This is a genomic window from Mesorhizobium sp. L103C131B0 (genome assembly GCF_000502275.1).
In the GTDB taxonomy this organism is placed as follows: Bacteria; Pseudomonadota; Alphaproteobacteria; order Rhizobiales; family Rhizobiaceae; genus Mesorhizobium.
The window spans coordinates 24,987-44,092 of record NZ_AYXC01000005.1 but is presented as its reverse complement, the minus strand read 5'-3'; the positions used below and the strand labels follow the sequence as shown (position 1 = coordinate 44,092).

Here is a 19,106-nt window from a genome sequence, read left to right as displayed (position 1 = left end):
CCGAAAAACGCATGCCTTTAGCATGGCTCTCTCTTTACTTGCCTCAGCGCTTCTACTCCTCTCTGGCCTGCCGGCCATCTCCCCCTCAAGGGGGGAGATCAGCAGCCTCGATGGCGGCGTCTATCCTGCAGCTTTGAAGATTGGCGGAAGGCGGCGTGATATCCAATCTCCCCCCTTGAGGGGGAGATGGCCGGCAGCCCAGAGGGGGGCGGCCGCGCTCCATAGCCTTCTGATTTCGCTCTTTTTCCTGTTCTCTGCCGCCCACGCCGACGCGCTCGAACTAAAACCCTACAAGGATGACCTCTTCGCCTATCCGGCGACGCTCTCGTCCACGGACAAAGGCGCCTACACCGTCATCGACTATCGCGAGATGCGCGACATCAACGACCGCGACGAAGTGCCGGAAAAGCGCGTGCATGCGCAGTATACCGACACCGGCGTGCGCAAGGTGCAGCAGGATTTGATGCTGAAAACCGATGCCGGCGATGTCAGGCATGTCGCTGTCGGCAAGACCGATGGCGCCGGCATCATCGTGCTTTACCTGCACGGGCAGGGCGGCAGCCGCAAGCAGGGTGTCGACGACTTCACCTTCGGCGGCAATTTCAACCGCATCAAGAACCTGATGGCCGGCAATGGCGGCCTTTATCTCTCACCCGATTTCACCGATTTCGGCGACAAGGGCGCGGCGCAGATCGCAGCCCTGATCGGCCACTATGCCGAGGCCTCGCCGGACGCGAAGATTTTCGTCGCCTGCGGCTCGATGGGTGGTGCGCTGTGCTGGAAACTTGCCGGCCGCGACGATACCGGACGGCGCATCAGCGGGCTGCTGCTGCTCGGCTCGCTATGGGATGACAGCTTCCTTTCGAGCCCGGCTTACAGGCGTCACGTGCCGGTGTTTTTCGGCCAGGGCAGCAAGGACCCGGTCTTTCCCGTGGAGAAACAGGAAGCCTTCTTCCGCTCCATCATTGCGAACTCGAAAGCCTATCCGACCCGGTTCGTCCGTTTTGAAACGGGCACCCACGGCACGCCGATCCGCATGGTGGACTGGCGCCAAACGTTGAACTGGATGCTGTCAAAAGCGCCCTGAGGCATATGGCCCAGAGGTGCCCGTTGGTTTTGGCGATCATGGTTCGGCCGATATCCTTACTGGGGTAGGCTGATATGATCCAACAGATCGGAAGCACAGCGATGGACGCTCACCCCTTCAAGATCCAAATTCCGAACGAACAACTTGAAGATCTCCAGCGCCGGCTTAGCGCAACACGATGGCCAATTCCGCTAAGCGAAGCGGGCTGGAGTGATGGGGCCGACCTGCCGTTCATCAAGCGCCTTGCGGATTACTGGCGAGACCGCTTCGACTGGAGAGTGCAAGAGGCGCGGCTGAACCGGCTGCCGCAATATCTGACGAGGCTGAACAACCTAGATGTCCACTTTGTCCACCAGCCAGGCAACGGACCGGCGCCGCTGCCGCTGATCATAACGCATGGCTGGCCCGGCTCGTTCATCGAAATGGAACACGTCATTCCATTGCTGGCAGACCCAGCTGCCCATGGTGGTGACCCGGCCGACGCTTTCCACGTGGTAGTTCCCTCCTTGCCCGGATACGGCTTTTCCCAGGCGCCGACGGAACCAGGCTTCCATTCCGGCCGCATCGCGGAGTTATGGGTACAGTTGATGCGGGGGCTCGGCTACGACCGCTTCGCTTCCCAAGGAGGCGACATCGGGGCGGGCGTTTCCGCCTGGATGGCACGGCTCCATTCCGAAAGCGTGCTTGGCGTCCACGTCAATTACATTCCCGGGAGCTATCGGCCACCCTTGGGTGCAGGTCTGCCACCCGTCACCGTTGAGGAGCAGGCCTTTCTGGACAACGCCGAGGCCTGGACGGCAACGGAGGGCGCCTATGCCCATCTGCAGGGCACGAAGCCTCAGACGCTTGCTTATGCTCTGACAGACTCGCCGATCGGTCTCGCAGCCTGGATGATCGAGAAGTTCCGTAGCTGGAGCGATTGCGACGGTGACGTGGAGCGCACCTTCGGCATGGACACGCTCCTTACGGATGTTTCGCTCTATTGGTTCAGCAACGCGCTCACCTCGTCCTTGCGGCTCTACAAGGAGAATCGACTGTTCCCTCTTGCGTTCGAGACGCTGGAACGCGTTTCGCCGCCATTTGGGGTAGCGCTTTTCCCTCGCGAGTTGCCGATGCCGCCTCGATCCTGGGTGGCGCGGGTCTTTGACGTTCAGCGATGGACATCGATGCCGCGAGGCGGCCATTTCGCTGCGCTGGAGGAACCGAGTCTTCTGGTCGAAGACATTCGCGCCTTCTTCCGGCCGATGCGTTCCCGGCCTGAAACGAGAAGGCGAATGTGAAGGACTGCTTGAGCGCGGCGGTTCCTGCTAAGACCCCTACGGCGCGGTGTTGTAGTCGACCACCGTCCGCGGGTTCTCCTCGCCATCGTAAGACGCGTCCACATCATATTGGACGAGGGAGAAATCGCCGTTACGGAACAGGTATATCCCCTTGTCCGAGGCGTCGCCGATGCCGCGCCATTTGTTGAACGTGGTCAGCGTCTTGGCTTCTTCGTCATATTCGGAATTGGCCGCCCAGCCGGTTGTGCGGAAGCCGATGATATCCATGCCCAGCAGTTTGCCGTCGCTGTCATTGTTCTCGTAACGGATATCCATTTCGGGCTCGGTGAACTGCAACTGCCGCACGCCCGATACTTCGTCGGTCATGTAGTAGACCGAACTTGCGTTATAGGCTGCCGCTTGGCAGTAGAACTCGAAAAGCCGCGTTTCCTTGTCGGGATCGCTGGCAGCCGCGTCCTTTGCCTTGTATTTGATCGAAAAGATGTTCGGCTCCTCGCCGAGAAATTGCTTGTCACACTGATCGCCATAATCAGCGGCGAACAGTTTCTTCACGTGCTCGAGTGCGGTGTCCTTCTTCGGCGGCGGCGGCCCGTCACCACAGCTTGGCGGCAGCGCCCCCTCGAAATCGGCCTTGGATGGCTTCAGCGCGCCCTTGTCGATAAAGATCGGTCGGAACGGCGGGGCCTGGATCTGAGCGCTGACCTGGCGCAGCGTGTAGCAGCCGGCGAAAACTGCTTCCTTGCCGTCCTTGTCGGTGGCGCGGATGGCGACCGGAACGCTGTAATAGATGCTGCCGGCCGCACCTTCATCGGAAATGGCGCCGGTTTCGACGTCGACCTTGTCGGTGCCGTCATAGCCCTTGACGAAGGTATCAAAATCCTTTGCCGGCTTGGTATCGCCGTAGTAAGCCCAGGCGCGGGCGAATTCGTGCCGGTTGATGGCGCTGTAGAGCGAGCGGATGACGGCTGCGGCGTCCGACCTGTCATCGACGTAAGGGGCTTGGTCATCGGCTGCCGGGTCATCGTCGGCGAACACAGCCTGGCCGGATGCGGCAAGGGAGCAAAAGGCGGCCGCTGCCAGAAAGACGCGTCTCATCGGAGAATCTCCACCACGAAAGGAGTCTATCATAGAGATTGCGGCGACGTGGTGACGCTTGAAAAATCCTCCGGGAAGGCGCTACGTCCCGCCGTCGGCGCTTCAGCCGCAATGGAGATTTGAACGTGACACTATCGATGTATGAAGCCTCGGTGCCGGTGTTTTCGGCCAGGCTGAAGGCGCTGTCCGGCGTGCTGTCGGCGGCCGAACAGAATGCAACCGAGCGCAAGATCGACCCGCAGGTGTTTTTGACCGCGAGGTTGGCGCCCGACATGTACGCGCTGGTCAGGCAGGTGCAGGTCGCCACCGACCACGCCAAGGGCGCGCCATCACGGCTGGCCCGTCGCGAGGTGCCGAAATACGAAGACAATGAAGCGACCTTCGCCGAGCTTCAGGCGCGCCTGACCAAGACGCTCGATCTGCTGGCGTCATTCTCGGCCGCCGAATTCGATGGTTCGGATGAAAGGGTGGTCGAACTGAAGTTTGGCCAGCGCGAAGCCTCGATGCCCGGCATGCAGTATCTGCTGCATGTCGCCATGCCCAACTTCTATTTCCACGTGACCACCGCCTACGACATCCTGCGCCACAATGGCGTGCCGCTGACCAAGGGCGCCTATCTCGGTAATCGTTGACGAATTGCGCGTTGCGAGGTTTCCCGGCCGCTGCCGGGAAACTTCGTATGACGCTGGTTCAGCGCCAAGGCTTACTCAACGCAGTGACATTTCGCGCGCGATGCGTGGGAAATCGGCCGGCTTGACGCCGATGTCGGCGCGGTCGGCATTGCTCATCGAGTGCAGCAGTGCCAGGGCGGAACGATAACGCTGATGCTCCTGCGGACGCGGACGGGCAAACATTTCAGTGAAGAACCCCATGATTCGGCCCCTTGTTGATCCTCCACGGCGCCGAATATAGGAAAATTGTGAAGATTGTGCAGTGCAGCATTTGCATGGCAGCCATGCCAAGCGAATTTTTTCGGCACAATTGCCGCGTGCGCTGAAACTTGTGGCGCATCCCCACCGTATGCATAGACGCTGGCACATGGCCGGCTTTTCCTCGCCACTCCTGGCGAATTTCCGGACTGCATGCAAATGCAGTCCGGCTTTTTGTTGGGTCTTGCACATCGCCAACCGGGCCCGCGCAAGCCTCGCAAACGCCTAAACTGGTTAAGATCAGCGGCATTCATTTTTAACGAGCCGGTTCTATGCTGCGACCGGCTCTGTTCGCACGCTTAAACGAGGGGGAGGCTGACATCGGCGCCAAGCGGGATTTCGCTTCCTTGCTCGACGATCTGTTCGTTGCCTCCGACAAGGACGAGGCGGGCGAGGAGACCGGCGCGCGGCCGTCGATCCCGTTCGACTATCTCTCCGTGGCCGACGAGCTTCATTCCGGCCGCATCAAGGTCTCGGGCGAAACATTCGCCGCCGAATACCGCGAGGCGGGAGCCGATCTGGCCGCAGAATTTGCCGCCCTTCTCGATCATGCCAAGCTGGCGCTGGCCGGCGAGGAGGCAAAGCCCGAGGAAAAGCTGCCGCCGATCGACCCTGACGCGATCGCCGTCGAGCTCGGCCTCGATCATCCAGTCAAGAACGCCGATCTCGGCCGCATGCGCCGCAGCTTCGCCTTCGCCAACCACCCCGACCGCGTCGCGCCGCATCTGCGCCAGCGCGCCATGATCCGCATGCAGGTGGCCAACATGCTGATCGACGAGGCCAAGCGGCGCGCGCTGGCCGGCGCAAGGCGCTAACTTTTCCTCCTTCACGCAAAAGTCGGTCCGCTGAGGGTTGGAGAGCGGCGCCGCTTTCCCTATAGATGCGACTTCCTTCCCGCGCTGTCGCGCCCAGCATTCCCGCCGGAGAAATTCCATGCACAAACGCCGTCTCGGTCGGACCGATCTTCTTGTTACCCAGATCTGCCTGGGGTCGATGACCTGGGGCGAGCAGAACACCGAAGCCGATGGCCACGCGCAGATGGATCTGGCTTTTGAGCGCGGCGTGAATTTCATCGACACCGCCGAGCTCTACCCGATCCCGCCCAAAGAGGAAACGCAGGGGCGGACGGAGAAGTTCATCGGCAGCTGGATGAAGGCCAAGGGCAACCGCGACAAGGTCATCCTGGCCTCGAAAGTGGTCGGCCGCACCGCCAACAGCTGGTTTCGTGGCGGCCGCCCGTCGAAGCTGGTGCGCGCCGACATCTTTGACGCCATCGACAAATCGCTGGCCAAGCTCGGCACCGACTATCTCGATCTCTATCAGATCCATTGGCCGGAGCGCGACATCCCCTGGGGCGCCAACCCGACCCGCGTGGGTGCTGTGCCGCGCCGTGCCGATGCCGTTGGCGCGCCGCCCGGCGAGACGCCGATCGCCGAGACGCTGGCTGTCTTCGATGAACTGGTGAAGGCAGGAAAGATCCGCCATCTCGGCCTGTCGAACGAAAGCTCCTGGGGCGTCATGCGCTTCATTGCCGAGGCCGACAAGGGCGTCGGCCCGCGCGTCGTTTCGCTGCAGAACGCCTACAATCTGGTCAACCGCACGTTCGAGGTGAACCTCGCCGAGGCCTGCGAACGCGAGGATGTCGGCTTTCTCGCCTATTCGCCGCTGGCGCAGGGCTATCTCACCGGCAAATACGACCATGGCGCACGGCCGCAGGGTTCGCGCTCGCAGCTCTTCAACCGCGGCCAGCGCTACGAGACGCCGAATGCCGCGGAAGCGCAGCTCGCATACAACGAACTGGCGCGCTCCTTCGGCCTTGAACCTGCGCTGTTTGCCAACGCCTATGTCGCCAGCCGGCCGTTCGTCACCTCCAGCATCATCGGCGCGACGACGATTGCCCAGCTTGAGATGGCGCTGTCCTCAGCCGACGTGACCTGGACCGAGGAGATGCAGAAGGGGGTGGATGCGATCCACCAGCGCGTCGGCAATCCGTGCCCATAAGCAGGCCGTTTGGCCGGAATTACCGAGCAAAGACAAGGGGAAGGGGACAGCAATGGATTTTCCGATCGAGACCGTCAGGGGAAAATTTCCGGCGCTGGACCTGACCGACAAAGGCCGCCGGCGCATCTATCTCGACAATCCGGCCGGCACGCAGGTGCCACAGGCGGTTGCCGATGCGGTGGCGCGCTGCCTCCTCACCACCAACGCCAATCTCGGCGGTTATTTCGAAACCACGCTTGCCGCGCAACAGGTGGTCGACGGCGCCCATGCGGCGATGGCCGATTTCCTGGGTGCAGCGAGCGCTGAGGAAATCATCATCGGCGCCAATATGACGACGCTGACCTATCACATGTCGCGCACGCTCGGCCGCGGCTTCAAGCCGGGCGACGAGATCATCGTCACCCGCATGGATCATGAGGGCAATGTCTCGCCCTGGCTGCAGCTGGCCGAGGACCTCGGCCTTGTGGTGCGCTTCCTGCCCTTCGACGAGAACAGCTGGCAGGTCGAGGAGGCGGCGCTCAGCGCTCTGCTTACCGACAGGACAAAACTCGTTGCGCTGAACTATGCGTCGAACCTCACCGGCTCGATCAACCGGGTCAAGGCGCTGACGGCCATCGCCAAACAGGCCGGCGCGCTCGTCTATGTCGATGCCGTGCAGTTCGCGCCGCACGGGCTGGTCGACGTGCAGGATCTCGGCTGCGACTTCCTGATCTGCTCGGCCTACAAATTCTTCGGCCCGCACATGGGCATATTGTGGGGACGCCGCGACATCATCGATGCGCTGCAACCCTACAAATGCCGTTGCTCTTCCAATGGCCTGCCGGAGCGCTTCGAACTCGGCACGCCGCAGATCGAACTGATGGCCGGGCTTACCGCAGCGGTCGATTACTTCGCCGAACTCGGTGCTGCGGCCGGCGAGGGCGGTTCGCGAAGGCAAAAGATCGCAAAGGCATACGAAGTGTCGATCGCCTACGAAAACCCGCTGGCGCTGAGGCTGATCGATGGGCTGTCCGCCATTGAGGGCCTGACCATCCGCGGCATCACCGATCAGAAGCGTGTCATTGAGCGCGTGCCGACCGTGTCCTTCACCGTCGACGGCATCGTGCCAGAGACGATCGTGCGGCAGATGAATGCCGAGAACATTTTTCTATGGTCGGGTCACAACTACGCCTGGGAGATCGTCCACCATCTCGGCATTCCGGCCGAGCAGGGCGTCGTGCGCATCGGTATTGCGCACTACAACACGGCGGCAGAGATCGACGAGACGTTGGAAAGCGTGCACCGGGAGATCGCCATGCTGAGGCAGCAGCGCTAGTCAGCTATCGCTGTTTGCCGCGAAACCGGTGAGGAACGCCGTGAGATTGTCGCCGAGCGCGTCGCAGAGATAGCCGCCTTCCTGGACGATAATCGTCGGCAGGCCAAGCTTGGCAATTGCCTCGCCGATCCGCGAGAAACCGGGCGTGGTCACCGAAAGCCCGCCGAACGGATCGCCCTCGAACGCATCGAGACCGAGCGCCACGACCAGCGCGTCCGGCGAAAAGGCGCGGATACGCTGGAACGCCACTTCGAGGGCCTCCAGAAACGCCGCGTCGGCTGATTTGCGCGGCAATGGCAGGTTGAAATTATAGCCGAGGCCCGGACCTTCGCCGCGCTCATCGGCATGGCCCCAGAAGAACGGATAGAAGCGCACCGGATCGGCGTGCAGCGACACCGTCAGGACGTCGGAACGCGTATAAAAGATGCCTTGCGTGCCGTTGCCGTGATGCAGGTCGACATCGAGGATCACCACCCGCGCTGCCTGCTTGCGCAACACCTGGGCCGCGACCGCTGAATTGTTGATGAAGCAGAAGCCGCCGGCGACATCGGCAAAGGCATGATGGCCGGGCGGCCGGCAGAGCGCATAAGCGGCAGGCGCGCCTGCCATGACAGCTTCCGCCGCTTCGACCGAGCTCCAAGCGCTCCACAGCGCGCTGTGCCAGGTTTCGGCCGAGATCGGGCAAGCGGTGTCGGCCATGTGGTAGCCGGCCTGGCCGACCGCCGAGGCCGGATAGGACCCTGTGCGGGCCAGTGGATGGATGTTGGGGATGACTTCCGCGGATGCGCCCTCGATGCGCTGCCAGCGCGCAAAAATGTGTTCGAGGAAGGCGAGATACTCCGGCGTATGCACGGCCGCCACCGGGCCTAGGCCATGTTCCCTGGGCCGCTCGATCATCAATCCGGCGGATTTTGCGCCGGCTAACAATCGCTCTACCCGCTCCGGCTGTTCGGGATTGGGCTGCGGCGCACCGCTGGACAGAAAGGCCTTCGGGTCGTGGCGTTTCTGCTCCTCGGCAAAGAAGGCTTTCATTCCGCGTCCCCATCCTGCGCTGCATCGGCAAAGGCGAAAAAGGCATCGCCAACAATCTTCTGCGTCTGCTCGTAGCTCGACCAGGCGATGCCCAGTCTCTCATAAAAAGCCTTGGCGCCGTCATTGTCGGTGTCGACGGACAGCCTGAGATAGGCGCCGCCATCCCGGCGGCAGTCGCGCGCGACCCGGCGCAGCAGTCTTTCGCCGATCTTGCGGCCGCGAAACCGGTCCTCGACATAGAGGTCCTGGATATAGACGCCGGGCCGCCCCATCCATGTCGAGAAGATCGGGAAATGCAGGCAGAGCCCCGCAAAATCGCCGCCGATCTCGGCGATCAGGGTGGAGAAGGCGGGTTTGTCGCCAAAGCCGTAGCGGCGGAGATCGTCGGCAGTGGACGTGATCTCCTGATGCGCGCCGATATGGGTGCCGAGCTTGAGCAGCGCGGCATGGATGGTGTCGACGTCGTCGATGGTGCCGGGGCGGAGGGTGACTGTACTCACGATAGGCAAGGCGCCCAGGCACCCCCCTCTGTCCTGCCGGACATCTCACCCTCAAGGGGGGAGATTGGCAGCTTTGGCGCTGCCATCCATTTTGCAACGATTGAGATTGGCGAAGGCCGCAGTGACATCCGATCTCCCCCCTTGGGGGTGAGATGTCCGGCAGGCCAGAGGGGGGTGTGCCAGAACGCCATCATCGCAGATCAATCATCTCAAAACGCCACCCGGTCCCCACCCTTCAGCGCCAGCATCTCCCGCGCCTCCGCCGGTGTGGCCACCTCCAACGACAGGCCATCGAGAATGCCACGTATCCTGCGCACCTGGTCGGCGTTGGATTTCGCCAGCTGGCGTCCGTCGTAGAGACTGTCCTCCAGCCCGACGCGGACATTGCCGCCCATCGCCGCTGCGATCGAGATCAGCGGCATCTGGTGGCGGCCGGCGGCGAGCACCGAGAACTGGTAGCTGTCGCCGAACAGCTTGTCGGCAATGCGCTTCATGTGGATGAGATTGTCGGGATCGGCACCGATGCCACCCAGAATGCCGAGCACGAATTGAATGAACAGCGGCCCCGACACCAGCCCGCGGTCGCGGAAATGCGCCAGCGAATAGAGATGGCCGACATCGTAGCATTCGAACTCGAAGCGCGTGCCGCAGCCCTTGCCGAGCTTTTCGAGCACGCCTTCCATATCGGCAAAGGTGTTCTTGAAGATGGTGTCGCGGGTGGCTTCGAGCAGCTTTGGTTCCCACTCGTGCTGCCATTCCCTTGGCTTGTCGAGCATCGGGAACAGCGCGAAATTCATCGAGCCCATGTTCAGCGAACACATTTCCGGCTCGGCCCGCAGTGATGCCGCCAGCCGCTGGTCGAGCGTCATCAGCGACGAACCGCCGGTGGTGATGTTGATCACCGCATCGGTCGCTTGCTTGATGCGCGGCAGGAACTGCATGAACACCTCAGGATCGGCGGTCGGCCGGCCGTCTTTGGGATCGCGGGCGTGGAGATGCAGGATTGAGGCGCCAGCCTCGGCCGCCGCGATGGCGTCGGTCGCGATCTGGTCCGGCGTCACCGGCAGATAGGGCGACATGGACGGGGTGTGCACCGAGCCAGTGACCGCGCAGGTGATGATGACTTTCCTCGGCGCCATTCTTTAGCCCTCAGCCTTCGACCGGCAGGTCGAGTTCGGCGGCCAGAACTTCCAGCGAATCGCCGATGATGGAAATGATCTCGCCGACCTCTTCAGCCGTGACGATCATCGGCGGCGCCACCATGAAATTGTCGCCGTCGACACCGCCCTTGACCCTGCGGCCGTAGATGATCAGCCCGCGCTCGTAGGCGAGGTCGAGCAGGCGCTGCGTGGCTTTCTTGCCCTGTTCGATCGGCCGTAGAGTTTCGGGATCGGCAACCATCTCGGCCCCGGTGAGCAGGCCTTTGCCTCGGACATCGGCGATGAACGGAAAACGCTTCGCCAGCGCTTTCAGCCCGTCCATCAGCACGTCGCCCATCGCGGCGGCATTGGCGATCAGGTCGAGGCGGTCCATCTCGCCGAGCACGGCGAGCCCGGCCGCGCAGGCGAGCGGATTGCCAGCATAGGTGTGGCCATGCTGGAAGCCGCCCGACGCCAGCAGCGGCTCGACCAGCCGCATCGGGGCGGCCAGCGCGCCGAGCGGCGCATAGCCGGAGCCAAGCCCCTTCGACAGCGCGACGATGTCGGGCTTGCAGTTCCAATGGTCGCCGCCAAGGAATTTTCCGGTGCGGCCGGCGCCGCTCATCACTTCATCATGGATGAGCAGGATGCCGTAGCGGTCGCAGATCTCGCGTATACGCGGATAATAGCTGTCCGGTGCGACGAGGGCCGAAGTCGCCGCACCGCCGATCGGCTCCATGATGAAGGCGAGCACGCTGTCCGGGCCCTCGGCCTGGATCTTCTCCTCCAGCATGTCGGCATAACGGACGCCGCGCTGCTCCATCGAAAGATTGTCGCGGTCGCGCCATGCCGTCGGCGCCGGCACGGTCGGCATCACCCGCATCATCGGTGTGAACGTTTCGGCCAGCGCATCGTCGCCGGTTATCGAAAGCGAACCCAGCGTGCCGCCATGATAGGAGGGAAAACGCGTGATAACCTTCCAGCGCTTCGGCTGGCCGGTCGCGACCGCCCATTGCCGCGCCAGCTTGATGCAGGATTCCGTCGCCTCCGAACCGCCGGAGACGAAGAAGATTCGGTCCATGCCCTCCGGCAGTTTGCCGGCGAGCTCCCGCGCCAGTTCTTCCGCCTGCTCGTTCTCGAAATGCAGCCGGTAGGCGAAGGTGGCGCGGTCCATCTGCCGCTTCATGGCGTCCAGCACATTGCGGTTGGAGTGACCGATATTGGCGACCATCGGCCCGCTCGATCCGTCGATGAAGCGGCGGCCGTCCTGCGTCCACATATAGATGCCTTCGGCGCGGTCGATCAGCGGCCGGCGCAGGCTGGAGAGGTAGAACAGGTGCGATGGCGCGCGCGTTTCTGAACCAGTTGATGAGGGCTTCTGCATGTCAGGTCTTTCCGAGATAGCGGTCGATTACATTCCTGGTCACGCGCTCGACCATGGGATCCTGCCTGAGCAGGCCGGCGACCCATTCGCAGCTTCCGGCGTGGAAAACCTCGCCCTTGCCGCGCGGAAAATTGACGATCATGCCGTTGCCGCGTTTGACCTTTTCCAGATTGGCGTCGGTCGCCTCGCCAAACAGCGTTTCGGCCGTAAAGCGGCCATCCTCGTCGGCGAGAAACTGGTCCTCGATCGGGATATCGGCGCTTTCCTCGACCTGGCTCGCCATGCCGACGGCCAGCACCTGCAGCCCGTCAGGCGCACCGCTGTCCGGTGTCGGATAGGGCAGGCCGCCGCGGATCTCGAAATCGAGCCCGTCGACCTCATAGCCATAGACATGACTGTCGGCGCCAAGCAGGTCGCCATAATAGATTCCGGTGCCGGCAAAGGCCCAATGCTCGGGCCGATAGACCGGAAAGCCGCGCACGCCGCGCGGCGCGCAGCCGCCCCAGCCGGCATAGACGCCGCGCGTCGCGTTAAGGCCGAAGGTCAGAGCGCCGGGACGGCCGATCTCCGGCGCTTCCCAGGAGTTGGTGGCGCGGGTGACGTCGCCGCCATAGGCCGGGTCTTCGGCCCGCGCGCGGTATTTGTAACAGACCTGCCGGCGGCCTTCGTCCTCCAGCCTTGTCTGCCACATGAAATTGCCGGCAAAGCGCGCCGCATGGCCGCCGCGCTCGACGTAGCTGTCGACGGCGTCCCGCATCTCCCAGGTCCAGTACTCGTCATGGCCGACGAAGACCACACAGTCATAACCATCGAGGATTTCGGGCGAGAAGTGCAAATCGTGCTGGCTGGCGAGATCGACGCCATAGCCGGCGCGCTCGGCAAAGCGGAAGAAGTGGCTGTCATAGCTCGCCCAGCCGGAGGAGGTGTATTTCTTCGAATGTCCCGTGGCGTACGCCCATTCCATGTGCGGATAGCGCGGCACTGTTTTCGGCGGCACGGCAACCTCCAGCGGCACGCGCGGCGCGTCCTTGGGCAACACCACGAAGCCACGGCACCAAGGCCGCTGCGTCGACACCATGCGCGCATACTGGTCGCGGCCCGGGCCGGTGATGCCCTGATAGGCGTTGGAGCCGCCCCATGTGTTGTAGGACAGCCAGGTGCCGGTCGCCGCCACCTGCAGCACGCGACCGGGTTTGCTGCCGGGCAGGAGCGCGACGATGATGAGGTGATGGCAAAGGATAGCTTTGCCGTCGCGCCCGTCTGCCGTCAGCGTCAGCCGATAGGCGCCGGATGGCCAATCCTTGCCGATGCGAAATTCGAAAGACGCCTCCCAGCCGCAGCCTTCGACCGAGCACTGGTCGGGCGTATCCTGCCAGCGCGCCGAAAGCCCCGTTTGCTCGAAGACTTTTGTCTCGCTGCCGCCGTCGCGGACAATGACAATGCTGAAGCGCGGCACTGTCGAACTGACATGCAGCGTCACGGTCTCGCCGGCGCGGTAGGAAAAGCGGTTGGAATAACACCAGATCTCGCCGCGCTCGCCGTCCATTCCCGGCCATTCATAGTAATGGCCGCGCACTGCCTCGCGGCGCTGCTCGGGCGTCAGTCCGAAATCGGGAAATTCGGTTGGCAGATGGGTCATGAACACCGGAAAAGTGACAGGCCGCCATTTCGGCCATCTGCCGGCCAAGCGTCAAATGGAAACGATCGGGCCAGCAATTGCATACGACACAATTGCTTGGCCGCTCTTGGCCGCACCCGGCAAACCGACTATCTCAGGCGAGGCGGTATGTTCCGCCTCGGGAGCCGGCATGCTGAGAGTGCAGAAGGTCAAGGTCGACGACATCTACGTGCCGACGGCGCGCAAGAAGACGCTGCATCCCGAAACGGTCCGGCACCTGGCCGAAGACATACTGGAAAACGGCATGAAGACGCCGATCCAGGTTCGCAATGACGGCAAGCGCCACATCCTGGTCGAGGGCCTGCACCGGCTGGAAGCCGCCAAATGGCTCGGCGAGACCGAGATCGACGCCTATCTGGTGCAAGCCAAGCGCCACTGAGGCGCGCGACCCGATCGACAAACAGCCAAACCGGTCATTCCTCCGCGGATTTTTTCGCAGGGCATGTCGGCACGCGGCGTGCTTGCTCGTCCTTGGGGCGGAACCCGAGGAGACCGACATGTCCAGACCAATCTATTTCGCCATTCTTGCCTCGGTCGCTGCCTTGTTCGTAGCGCCCGGCCCAGCCAATGCAGAGGAGACCAAGCCCGCCATGACCACCGAGGCAACAGCCATGCCGAAGCCGGAAAAGTCCGGCCTGCTGCCGATCGACGGCCTGAATTACTACTATGCCGTCTACGGCAAGGGCGAACCGCTGCTTCTGCTGCATGGCGGCCTTGGCACGTCGGACATGTTCGCGCCGCTGCTGCCGAAGCTGGCGGAAAACCGCACCATCATTGCCGTCGACCTGCAGGGCCATGGCCGCACCGCGCTCGGCGAGCGACCCTTCAGCCTGGAGGGGATGGGCGACGACATGGCTGGTATCGTCAAGGCGCTCGGCTATGACAAGGTCGACGTGCTTGGCTATTCGCTGGGCGGCGGCGTCGCCTTCCGTATGGCCGTTCAGCATCCCGAGACGGTGCGCCGGCTGGTCCTGGTCTCGACCGGCTTCGCCGCCAATGGCTTCTATGACGAGATGCGCGGCCAGCAGGCGCAGGTGAGCGCGGCCGCCGCCGATTTCATGAAGGACACGCCGATGTACAAATCCTACGTCGCCGTCGCCCCACGTCCCGACGATTTCCCTAAACTGCTCGATGCGCTGGGCAATTTCATGCGCAAGGATTACGACTATTCCGCCGATGTGGCGAAGCTGAAGATGCCAGTTATGCTGGCCTATGGCGACAGCGACATGTACAAGCCCGAGCACGAGATCAGGTTCTACCAGATGATCGGCGGCGGGCTGAAGGATGCCGGCTGGATGCGTGAGAACCTGTCGCAGAACCGGCTGGCCATCATTCCCAACCGCACCCACTACGACGTCTTCTTCGCACCGGAACTGACGGCCGCGGCACTGCCCTTCCTCAATTGCGAAACCAAGGTGAAGACCTGGGACGAAGTCCTCAGCGAAACGAAATAGCTTGCCTGAGATACATGCCGGCCGTCTCGAAGAGGCGGTCGGCTTTTTTGTGCCTGCGAAGCTACAGAGCCTTGGCGCAGCGATTGGTCCTATCGGCGCAATCGATGGCGCCATCACGGCTTTTCAATTGACCGAAAGGTACCTGTCGATATCTTCAAGAGACATTCAGTGCGATGGGTTCGAATGATGACGAAATACCAGGGCGGATGCCATTGCGGGGCAGTGCGCTACGGCACCGAGGCGGCGCCGCTCAACCAGCGCGTCTGCCATTGCCGGCGCTGCCAGAAGGTCATAGGCGCGGCCTTCAACGCCCGCCTTTTGTTTCGCATCGACGATGTCACCGTCGAGGGAGAGGTGGCGACGGTCAACACCTCTCCGGACCTCAAGCGCGGCTTTTGCGCCGCTTGCGGCACCACGCTGTTTTCCCGACGCGACTCCGCCGGCATCGTCGGCATCACCACCGGCTCGCTCGACGATCCCTCGCTGTTCAAGCCGGAAATGCATATGTGGACCGCCTCGAAGCAGCCTTGGCTGCAGCTCGATGACGGCCTGCCGCACCATGAAGGCGCGCCGCCTCCGAACTGACGCCGGCCTTACCGGAAATTAATCCCGAAACCACGACATAGCCGGCAAAGCGTCATTGGCGGGCCATGATTGGCTGCCTATCTGTCGTCTGCGGGCCGGTATCGAGGAGACGACCGATGAGCGACAGAATCAGCACCCTGGACGAGCTTTTGAGCGATCCGATGGTCCTCCTCGTGATGGAGCGTGACCGCGTGCGCCCCGAACAGGTTCGCCTGCTGCTCGAACGTGCCCGCCGCCCGGCCGCCGACGAACCGTCGGTGCCGCCGGCGCATGTGGTGGCCAAGACCTGTTTGCAGCAATGGCTGGGAAGGTAAGGCTATGATCCTTCGTCATCCTCGGGCTTGACCTGGCTTGACCCGAGGATCCACGCCGTGACGTCGGCCGAAGTATGTCGCGGTCGAGAATGGCTTCCTTGCTCGACCCGTTTCGCCCAAACTCAATCTTGAACCGTCTTCATGCCATGGATGTAACGGCATGGATTTCCAGGGTCTGCGCGACGTCGCTTCGCGACTGCTTCGCCCTAGAATGACGAAGGTAGGTTATGGCCGCCGAACATACCCCGGCCAATTCCTAATAACTTGATTCAAACTTTGTTGGTAATTTCTCGTTAGTAATCGAGGCCGGTTTGTCCGGCGGCGTCTGTTTGCCTTCGGTCTGTTGTGTTTTGCGTACAGGTCCAGATGCGGATTTCAGGCGTCGTCAGTTTCATGTTGGCATCGCTGTGGCTTGCCGGCTGTTCGTCCACAGCGGGCGTCGATGGCTTGCAGCCGTCGAACGAGACGACCAGTTCGGTCGTGCGTCCGAGCGCGCCGGTCACCGCGGCTCCGGCGGGGACCGCCGACCTCGCGCCGATGCGGTCCGACATGGTGGCCGACAACGCTGTGGCCGACAATGCGCCGCCCTTTTCCATGGTCGAGGAAGAAGAGGCCATCGTCGCGGGCACGCCGCAGGGGAGCACCAGACCACAGCTCGAGCCCGCCGCTCTGATGTCTGCGCCGAAGCGGTTGACGCGCGCGGCGCCGGCCATGCTGGCCTCGCCGGTCACCCGCTACGGTTTCCGCGACGCCAAGCCGATCAATTTCGGCAAGGCTTCGCCACGCTACCTTGCCGTCCACGGCGTCGACGTCTCGCGCTGGCAGGGCAATGTCAACTGGGGCAAGCTGCGTGCCCAGGGCGCCAACTTCGCCTATATCAAGGCGACCGATGGCGGCGACCATCTCGACCCGATGTTCATGAAGAACTGGCGCAATGCCGACGCCGCCGGGCTGAAGCGCGGCGCCTATCATTTCTTCTACTGGTGCCGCACTGCGGGCGAGCAGGCCGACTGGTTCATCCGCAATGTGCCGAGGGTCGAAGGCGCGCTGCCACCGGTAATCGATGTCGAGTGGAACGGCGAATCTTCCTGCAAGCGGCGGCCGTCGCGGGCCACCGTGCTGGAAAAGATGAAGGTGTTCATGGACAAGCTGGAGCGCCATTACGGCCAGCGGCCCATCATCTACACCGCGCCGGATTTCTATCGCGACAATCTCAAGGGTGCGTTTCTCGATTATCCGTTCTGGCTGCGCGCCGTCGCGCGGCATCCCTCAAAAGTCTATCCCGGCCGCAAATGGCTGTTCTGGCAGTATTCCGGCTCCGGCCTGTCGCACGGCGTGACCGGCCGCATCGACCTCAACGTCTTCCATGGCGACGAGCGCGCCTGGCGGGCATGGGCAGGCGGGCAGACGACCGTCGCCGACGCCGACTGAACGTCAGGCAGGTGCCGGTGCGCCTGCGCTGCCTGCCGCTGCGCCTTGGGTTGAATTTTCAGCATCTCGCTAACGATCCGCTCACTCTGTCCTTTAGCGGTATCGCAACAGCCTTCCGGTAACGTGCCCGTGATCGGGTTTCGGAGGGGTCCATGCGCAATCCAGTTGTGGCTGTCGCTCTTGCCGCCGCTGTCGGCTACGGGTTTTTTAGCTCGCTCGGCCACATGCCGGGCGGAAGTGGCGCTTCGCTGGCTGAGTCGAAGCAGAACGTCGTGTCTTATTCCACCGAGGACAAGGCGATGCAGGCCGCCAAGGACAGCGGCCGCTCGACCCTCAAGCGCTTCCACGAACTGATGAACGCCGGCACGCCCGGCACCTACACGGTAAAATTCCCGCTGACCCAGAACGGCGCCACCGAGCATATCTGGCTGCAGCTGGTCGGCTACAGCGAAGGCTCTTATATTGGCCTGCTCGCCGACGTGCCGGTCAATGGCAACAAGTACAAGATGGGCGACAGGATGACGGTAACCGAGGCCGACGTCGAGGACTGGATGATCAAGAACGGGAAGGTGATCTACGGCGGCTACACCACGCGCCAGGCGCTTGCGGATATGCCGAAGGAACAGGTCGCCAAGTACGGGTTGACCTTTAAGGATTAGACACGGGCGAGCTTGATCGTGGCGCCTTGAGGGTTATCGAGCCGTTCGCGTTCGCGTATCTCTGCCGTTTGCGCCAGCACCCAGTCGCGAAACACCTTGATTTTGGGCGCGTTGCGGCGGCTCTCCAGATGCACCAGCCAATAGCCGTCGCCGTCCGAGCCAAGCACGTCGAATGGCTGTATCAACTGGCCCTTTTCCAACAGGGCGCTGTAAAGGTTTCTGGTGAGGATCGCGGCGCCCTTGTCGGTCAGCGCCGCCATCGCATCATAGGCCTGCGTACCCAGCTTCGGGCCAGCGATGACGCGATCGGGCTCGAACGGCACGCCGGCAGCCTTGAACCAGATTTCCCACCAGGGATCGTCGGCACAGCATAGCGGCAGTTGGTAGAGATCCTCAGGGCGGTGGATGCCGCCGACGCTTTCGGCGAGTCTCGGGCTGAGCATCGGCGTATAGTCCGCCTTGAACAGATAGTGAGCCGTCAGGCCCGGCCATTTTCCACTGCCGGTGCGAATGCCGACATCCATGTCGCCGCGCGTGAAATCGACCAGCCCGTGCGATGTATTCACCTTCACGGCAAGATCGGGATGCATCAGCTGGAATGTTCCAAGCCATACGGCCAGCCAGTTCGATGCGAAGGTTTCCATGGTCGTCACCGACAGCACGCCGGTCGCTCCACCCTTGGTGGCGACCCATGCGTCGGCCAGGGTCGAGAACGCGCCTGTTGCGTGCGGCGCCAGCTGCTGTCCGGCCTCGGTCAGCGCGATCTGCCTTGTTTTTCTTATGAAAAGCGGCGTTCCGGCACGTTCTTCCAGCACCTTTATCTGATAGCTGGCAGCTGATTGGGTCATGCCGAGTTCTTCGGCTGCCTTGGTGAAACTGCCCAGCCGGGCCGCGGCTTCAAAGACCCTGATGGCTCCTAATGGTGGTAGTTCCCAGCTCATGACGCATCAATCCCGCTGATGCATACTACGCGACGTTCGATTGGAAACCAAGCCCGGAAAACGGCATGCTGCATTCATCGGATCAAACCCTGGAGGATACGGCAATGACCACCACCATCGCTCTCTACAACACGCTTCGCCGCCCGGTGCTCGACCTCTTCACCGCGCCGTTCAGGCCTCGCAAGCGCGGCCTGCTCGACCGCCGCTCGCTGTCGGATCATTTCCTCAGGGATATCGGTATGCTTGACGGACGCGTGCCTCCCGGCACCATTGGCTAACAAG

At 62.6% G+C, this 19,106-nt stretch carries 21 protein-coding genes; 13 read left to right on the top strand and 8 right to left on the bottom strand.

All coding sequences use genetic code 11. The features are described 5' to 3' along the window. Positions 1–175 precede the first annotated feature (175 nt). Together X730_RS153475 and X730_RS153480 are read left to right on the top strand one after the other, a co-directional pair. Positions 176–1,087: an alpha/beta hydrolase gene (locus X730_RS153475; RefSeq protein ID WP_245260151.1), complete on the top strand. Its 912-nt coding sequence runs from the start codon at positions 176–178 to the stop codon at positions 1,085–1,087. Between the two features lie 74 nt (positions 1,088–1,161). Further along, complete coding sequence (locus tag X730_RS153480; protein WP_245261342.1) at positions 1,162–2,367, top strand: epoxide hydrolase family protein; 1,206 nt, start codon at positions 1,162–1,164, stop codon at positions 2,365–2,367. Positions 2,368–2,403: 36 nt separating this feature from the next. Here X730_RS153480 and X730_RS153485 read toward each other — a convergent pair whose 3' ends face one another. Beyond that, positions 2,404–3,462: a DUF1176 domain-containing protein gene (locus tag X730_RS153485; protein WP_023826157.1), complete on the bottom strand. Its 1,059-nt coding sequence runs from the start codon at positions 3,460–3,462 to the stop codon at positions 2,404–2,406. A 125-nt stretch (positions 3,463–3,587) separates the two neighbouring features. Between X730_RS153485 and X730_RS153490 the strand changes: the two genes are divergently transcribed. Further along, positions 3,588–4,094 (top strand): DUF1993 family protein, encoded by a 507-nt coding sequence (locus X730_RS153490; RefSeq protein ID WP_023669071.1) that lies wholly within the window; start codon positions 3,588–3,590, stop codon positions 4,092–4,094. A gap of 75 nt (positions 4,095–4,169) precedes the next feature. On the opposite strand, the gene X730_RS1000000166120 is transcribed toward X730_RS153490, so the two are convergent. Beyond that, positions 4,170–4,334, bottom strand: a complete 165-nt coding sequence (locus X730_RS1000000166120; RefSeq protein WP_023690170.1) for a hypothetical protein — start codon at positions 4,332–4,334, stop codon at positions 4,170–4,172. Between the two features lie 329 nt (positions 4,335–4,663). On the opposite strand from X730_RS1000000166120, the gene X730_RS153495 reads away from it, so the two are divergent. The 3 genes from X730_RS153495 to X730_RS153505 all read left to right on the top strand — a co-directional run bounded on the left by X730_RS153495 (position 4,664) and on the right by X730_RS153505 (position 7,707). Further along, on the top strand, positions 4,664–5,206 hold the full coding sequence (locus X730_RS153495) for a hypothetical protein (RefSeq protein WP_023731182.1): 543 nt from the start codon (positions 4,664–4,666) through the stop codon (positions 5,204–5,206). A gap of 118 nt (positions 5,207–5,324) precedes the next feature. Continuing rightward, complete coding sequence (locus X730_RS153500) at positions 5,325–6,392, top strand: aldo/keto reductase (RefSeq protein ID WP_023826156.1); 1,068 nt, start codon at positions 5,325–5,327, stop codon at positions 6,390–6,392. Positions 6,393–6,444: 52 nt separating this feature from the next. Then, positions 6,445–7,707 carry a cysteine desulfurase-like protein gene (locus tag X730_RS153505; protein ID WP_023816555.1) on the top strand — a complete coding sequence of 421 codons (1,263 nt, stop codon included), beginning with the start codon at positions 6,445–6,447 and terminating at the stop codon, positions 7,705–7,707. Here X730_RS153505 and X730_RS153510 read toward each other — a convergent pair whose 3' ends face one another. From X730_RS153510 to X730_RS153530, 5 genes are all read right to left on the bottom strand, one after another. Further along, a complete protein-coding gene (locus X730_RS153510; RefSeq protein ID WP_023826155.1) occupies positions 7,708–8,739 on the bottom strand; it encodes a histone deacetylase family protein in 1,032 nt (343 codons plus the stop codon). Beyond that, a complete protein-coding gene (locus tag X730_RS153515; RefSeq protein ID WP_031196820.1) occupies positions 8,736–9,239 on the bottom strand; it encodes a GNAT family N-acetyltransferase in 504 nt (167 codons plus the stop codon). Before X730_RS153515 ends, X730_RS153510 begins: the two co-directional genes overlap by 4 nt. Before the next feature lie 209 nt (positions 9,240–9,448). Beyond that, on the bottom strand, positions 9,449–10,378 hold the full coding sequence (locus X730_RS153520) for a 3-keto-5-aminohexanoate cleavage protein (protein WP_023748580.1): 930 nt from the start codon (positions 10,376–10,378) through the stop codon (positions 9,449–9,451). Positions 10,379–10,388: 10 nt separating this feature from the next. Continuing rightward, the gene (locus tag X730_RS153525; protein WP_023825097.1) at positions 10,389–11,762 is read right to left on the bottom strand and encodes an aspartate aminotransferase family protein; all 1,374 of its coding nucleotides are present in this window, start codon (positions 11,760–11,762) and stop codon (positions 10,389–10,391) included. 1 nt (position 11,763) lies between these two features. Beyond that, positions 11,764–13,401, bottom strand: coding sequence for a N,N-dimethylformamidase beta subunit family domain-containing protein (locus X730_RS153530; protein ID WP_023825096.1), 1,638 nt, complete (start codon positions 13,399–13,401; stop codon positions 11,764–11,766). A 169-nt stretch (positions 13,402–13,570) separates the two neighbouring features. On the opposite strand from X730_RS153530, the gene X730_RS153535 reads away from it, so the two are divergent. The 6 genes from X730_RS153535 to X730_RS153560 all read left to right on the top strand — a co-directional run bounded on the left by X730_RS153535 (position 13,571) and on the right by X730_RS153560 (position 17,883). Further along, on the top strand, positions 13,571–13,819 hold the full coding sequence (locus X730_RS153535; RefSeq protein ID WP_023694150.1) for a ParB N-terminal domain-containing protein: 249 nt from the start codon (positions 13,571–13,573) through the stop codon (positions 13,817–13,819). 118 nt (positions 13,820–13,937) lie between these two features. Next, entirely contained in the window at positions 13,938–14,894 is a 957-nt protein-coding gene (locus X730_RS153540; protein WP_023826154.1) for an alpha/beta hydrolase, read from the top strand. Between the two features lie 186 nt (positions 14,895–15,080). Continuing rightward, positions 15,081–15,479, top strand: a complete 399-nt coding sequence (locus X730_RS153545; protein WP_023684918.1) for a GFA family protein — start codon at positions 15,081–15,083, stop codon at positions 15,477–15,479. A 116-nt stretch (positions 15,480–15,595) separates the two neighbouring features. Beyond that, a complete protein-coding gene (locus tag X730_RS153550) occupies positions 15,596–15,793 on the top strand; it encodes a hypothetical protein (RefSeq protein ID WP_023711466.1) in 198 nt (65 codons plus the stop codon). Positions 15,794–16,159: 366 nt separating this feature from the next. Further along, the gene (locus X730_RS153555; RefSeq protein WP_023711465.1) at positions 16,160–17,224 is read left to right on the top strand and encodes a GH25 family lysozyme; all 1,065 of its coding nucleotides are present in this window, start codon (positions 16,160–16,162) and stop codon (positions 17,222–17,224) included. 152 nt (positions 17,225–17,376) lie between these two features. Further along, positions 17,377–17,883, top strand: a complete 507-nt coding sequence (locus X730_RS153560) for a DUF2314 domain-containing protein (RefSeq protein ID WP_023697597.1) — start codon at positions 17,377–17,379, stop codon at positions 17,881–17,883. On the opposite strand, the gene X730_RS153565 is transcribed toward X730_RS153560, so the two are convergent. Further along, positions 17,880–18,824, bottom strand: a complete 945-nt coding sequence (locus tag X730_RS153565; RefSeq protein ID WP_023697598.1) for a LysR substrate-binding domain-containing protein — start codon at positions 18,822–18,824, stop codon at positions 17,880–17,882. The genes X730_RS153560 and X730_RS153565 overlap by 4 nt on opposite strands. A 65-nt stretch (positions 18,825–18,889) precedes the next feature. Here X730_RS153565 and X730_RS18410 point away from each other — a divergent pair, with 65 nt between their 5' ends. Then, positions 18,890–19,102 carry a hypothetical protein gene (locus tag X730_RS18410; protein WP_023697599.1) on the top strand — a complete coding sequence of 71 codons (213 nt, stop codon included), beginning with the start codon at positions 18,890–18,892 and terminating at the stop codon, positions 19,100–19,102. The last annotated feature ends 4 nt before the right edge of the window (positions 19,103–19,106 follow it).

Coding starts and splice junctions, on each gene's coding strand:
- X730_RS153480 (WP_245261342.1), top strand. CDS start 1,162: ATGATCCAACAGATCGGAAGCACAGCGATGGACGCTCACCCCTTCAAG.
- X730_RS153485 (WP_023826157.1), bottom strand. CDS start 3,462: ATGAGACGCGTCTTTCTGGCAGCGGCCGCCTTTTGCTCCCTTGCCGCA.
- X730_RS1000000166120 (WP_023690170.1), bottom strand. CDS start 4,334: ATGGGGTTCTTCACTGAAATGTTTGCCCGTCCGCGTCCGCAGGAGCAT.
- X730_RS153495 (WP_023731182.1), top strand. CDS start 4,664: ATGCTGCGACCGGCTCTGTTCGCACGCTTAAACGAGGGGGAGGCTGAC.
- X730_RS153500 (WP_023826156.1), top strand. CDS start 5,325: ATGCACAAACGCCGTCTCGGTCGGACCGATCTTCTTGTTACCCAGATC.
- X730_RS153505 (WP_023816555.1), top strand. CDS start 6,445: ATGGATTTTCCGATCGAGACCGTCAGGGGAAAATTTCCGGCGCTGGAC.
- X730_RS153510 (WP_023826155.1), bottom strand. CDS start 8,739: ATGAAAGCCTTCTTTGCCGAGGAGCAGAAACGCCACGACCCGAAGGCC.
- X730_RS153520 (WP_023748580.1), bottom strand. CDS start 10,378: ATGGCGCCGAGGAAAGTCATCATCACCTGCGCGGTCACTGGCTCGGTG.
- X730_RS153525 (WP_023825097.1), bottom strand. CDS start 11,762: ATGCAGAAGCCCTCATCAACTGGTTCAGAAACGCGCGCGCCATCGCAC.
- X730_RS153530 (WP_023825096.1), bottom strand. CDS start 13,401: ATGACCCATCTGCCAACCGAATTTCCCGATTTCGGACTGACGCCCGAG.
- X730_RS153535 (WP_023694150.1), top strand. CDS start 13,571: ATGCTGAGAGTGCAGAAGGTCAAGGTCGACGACATCTACGTGCCGACG.
- X730_RS153540 (WP_023826154.1), top strand. CDS start 13,938: ATGTCCAGACCAATCTATTTCGCCATTCTTGCCTCGGTCGCTGCCTTG.
- X730_RS153545 (WP_023684918.1), top strand. CDS start 15,081: ATGACGAAATACCAGGGCGGATGCCATTGCGGGGCAGTGCGCTACGGC.
- X730_RS153550 (WP_023711466.1), top strand. CDS start 15,596: ATGAGCGACAGAATCAGCACCCTGGACGAGCTTTTGAGCGATCCGATG.
- X730_RS153555 (WP_023711465.1), top strand. CDS start 16,160: ATGCGGATTTCAGGCGTCGTCAGTTTCATGTTGGCATCGCTGTGGCTT.
- X730_RS153560 (WP_023697597.1), top strand. CDS start 17,377: ATGCGCAATCCAGTTGTGGCTGTCGCTCTTGCCGCCGCTGTCGGCTAC.
- X730_RS153565 (WP_023697598.1), bottom strand. CDS start 18,824: ATGAGCTGGGAACTACCACCATTAGGAGCCATCAGGGTCTTTGAAGCC.
- X730_RS18410 (WP_023697599.1), top strand. CDS start 18,890: ATGCTGCATTCATCGGATCAAACCCTGGAGGATACGGCAATGACCACC.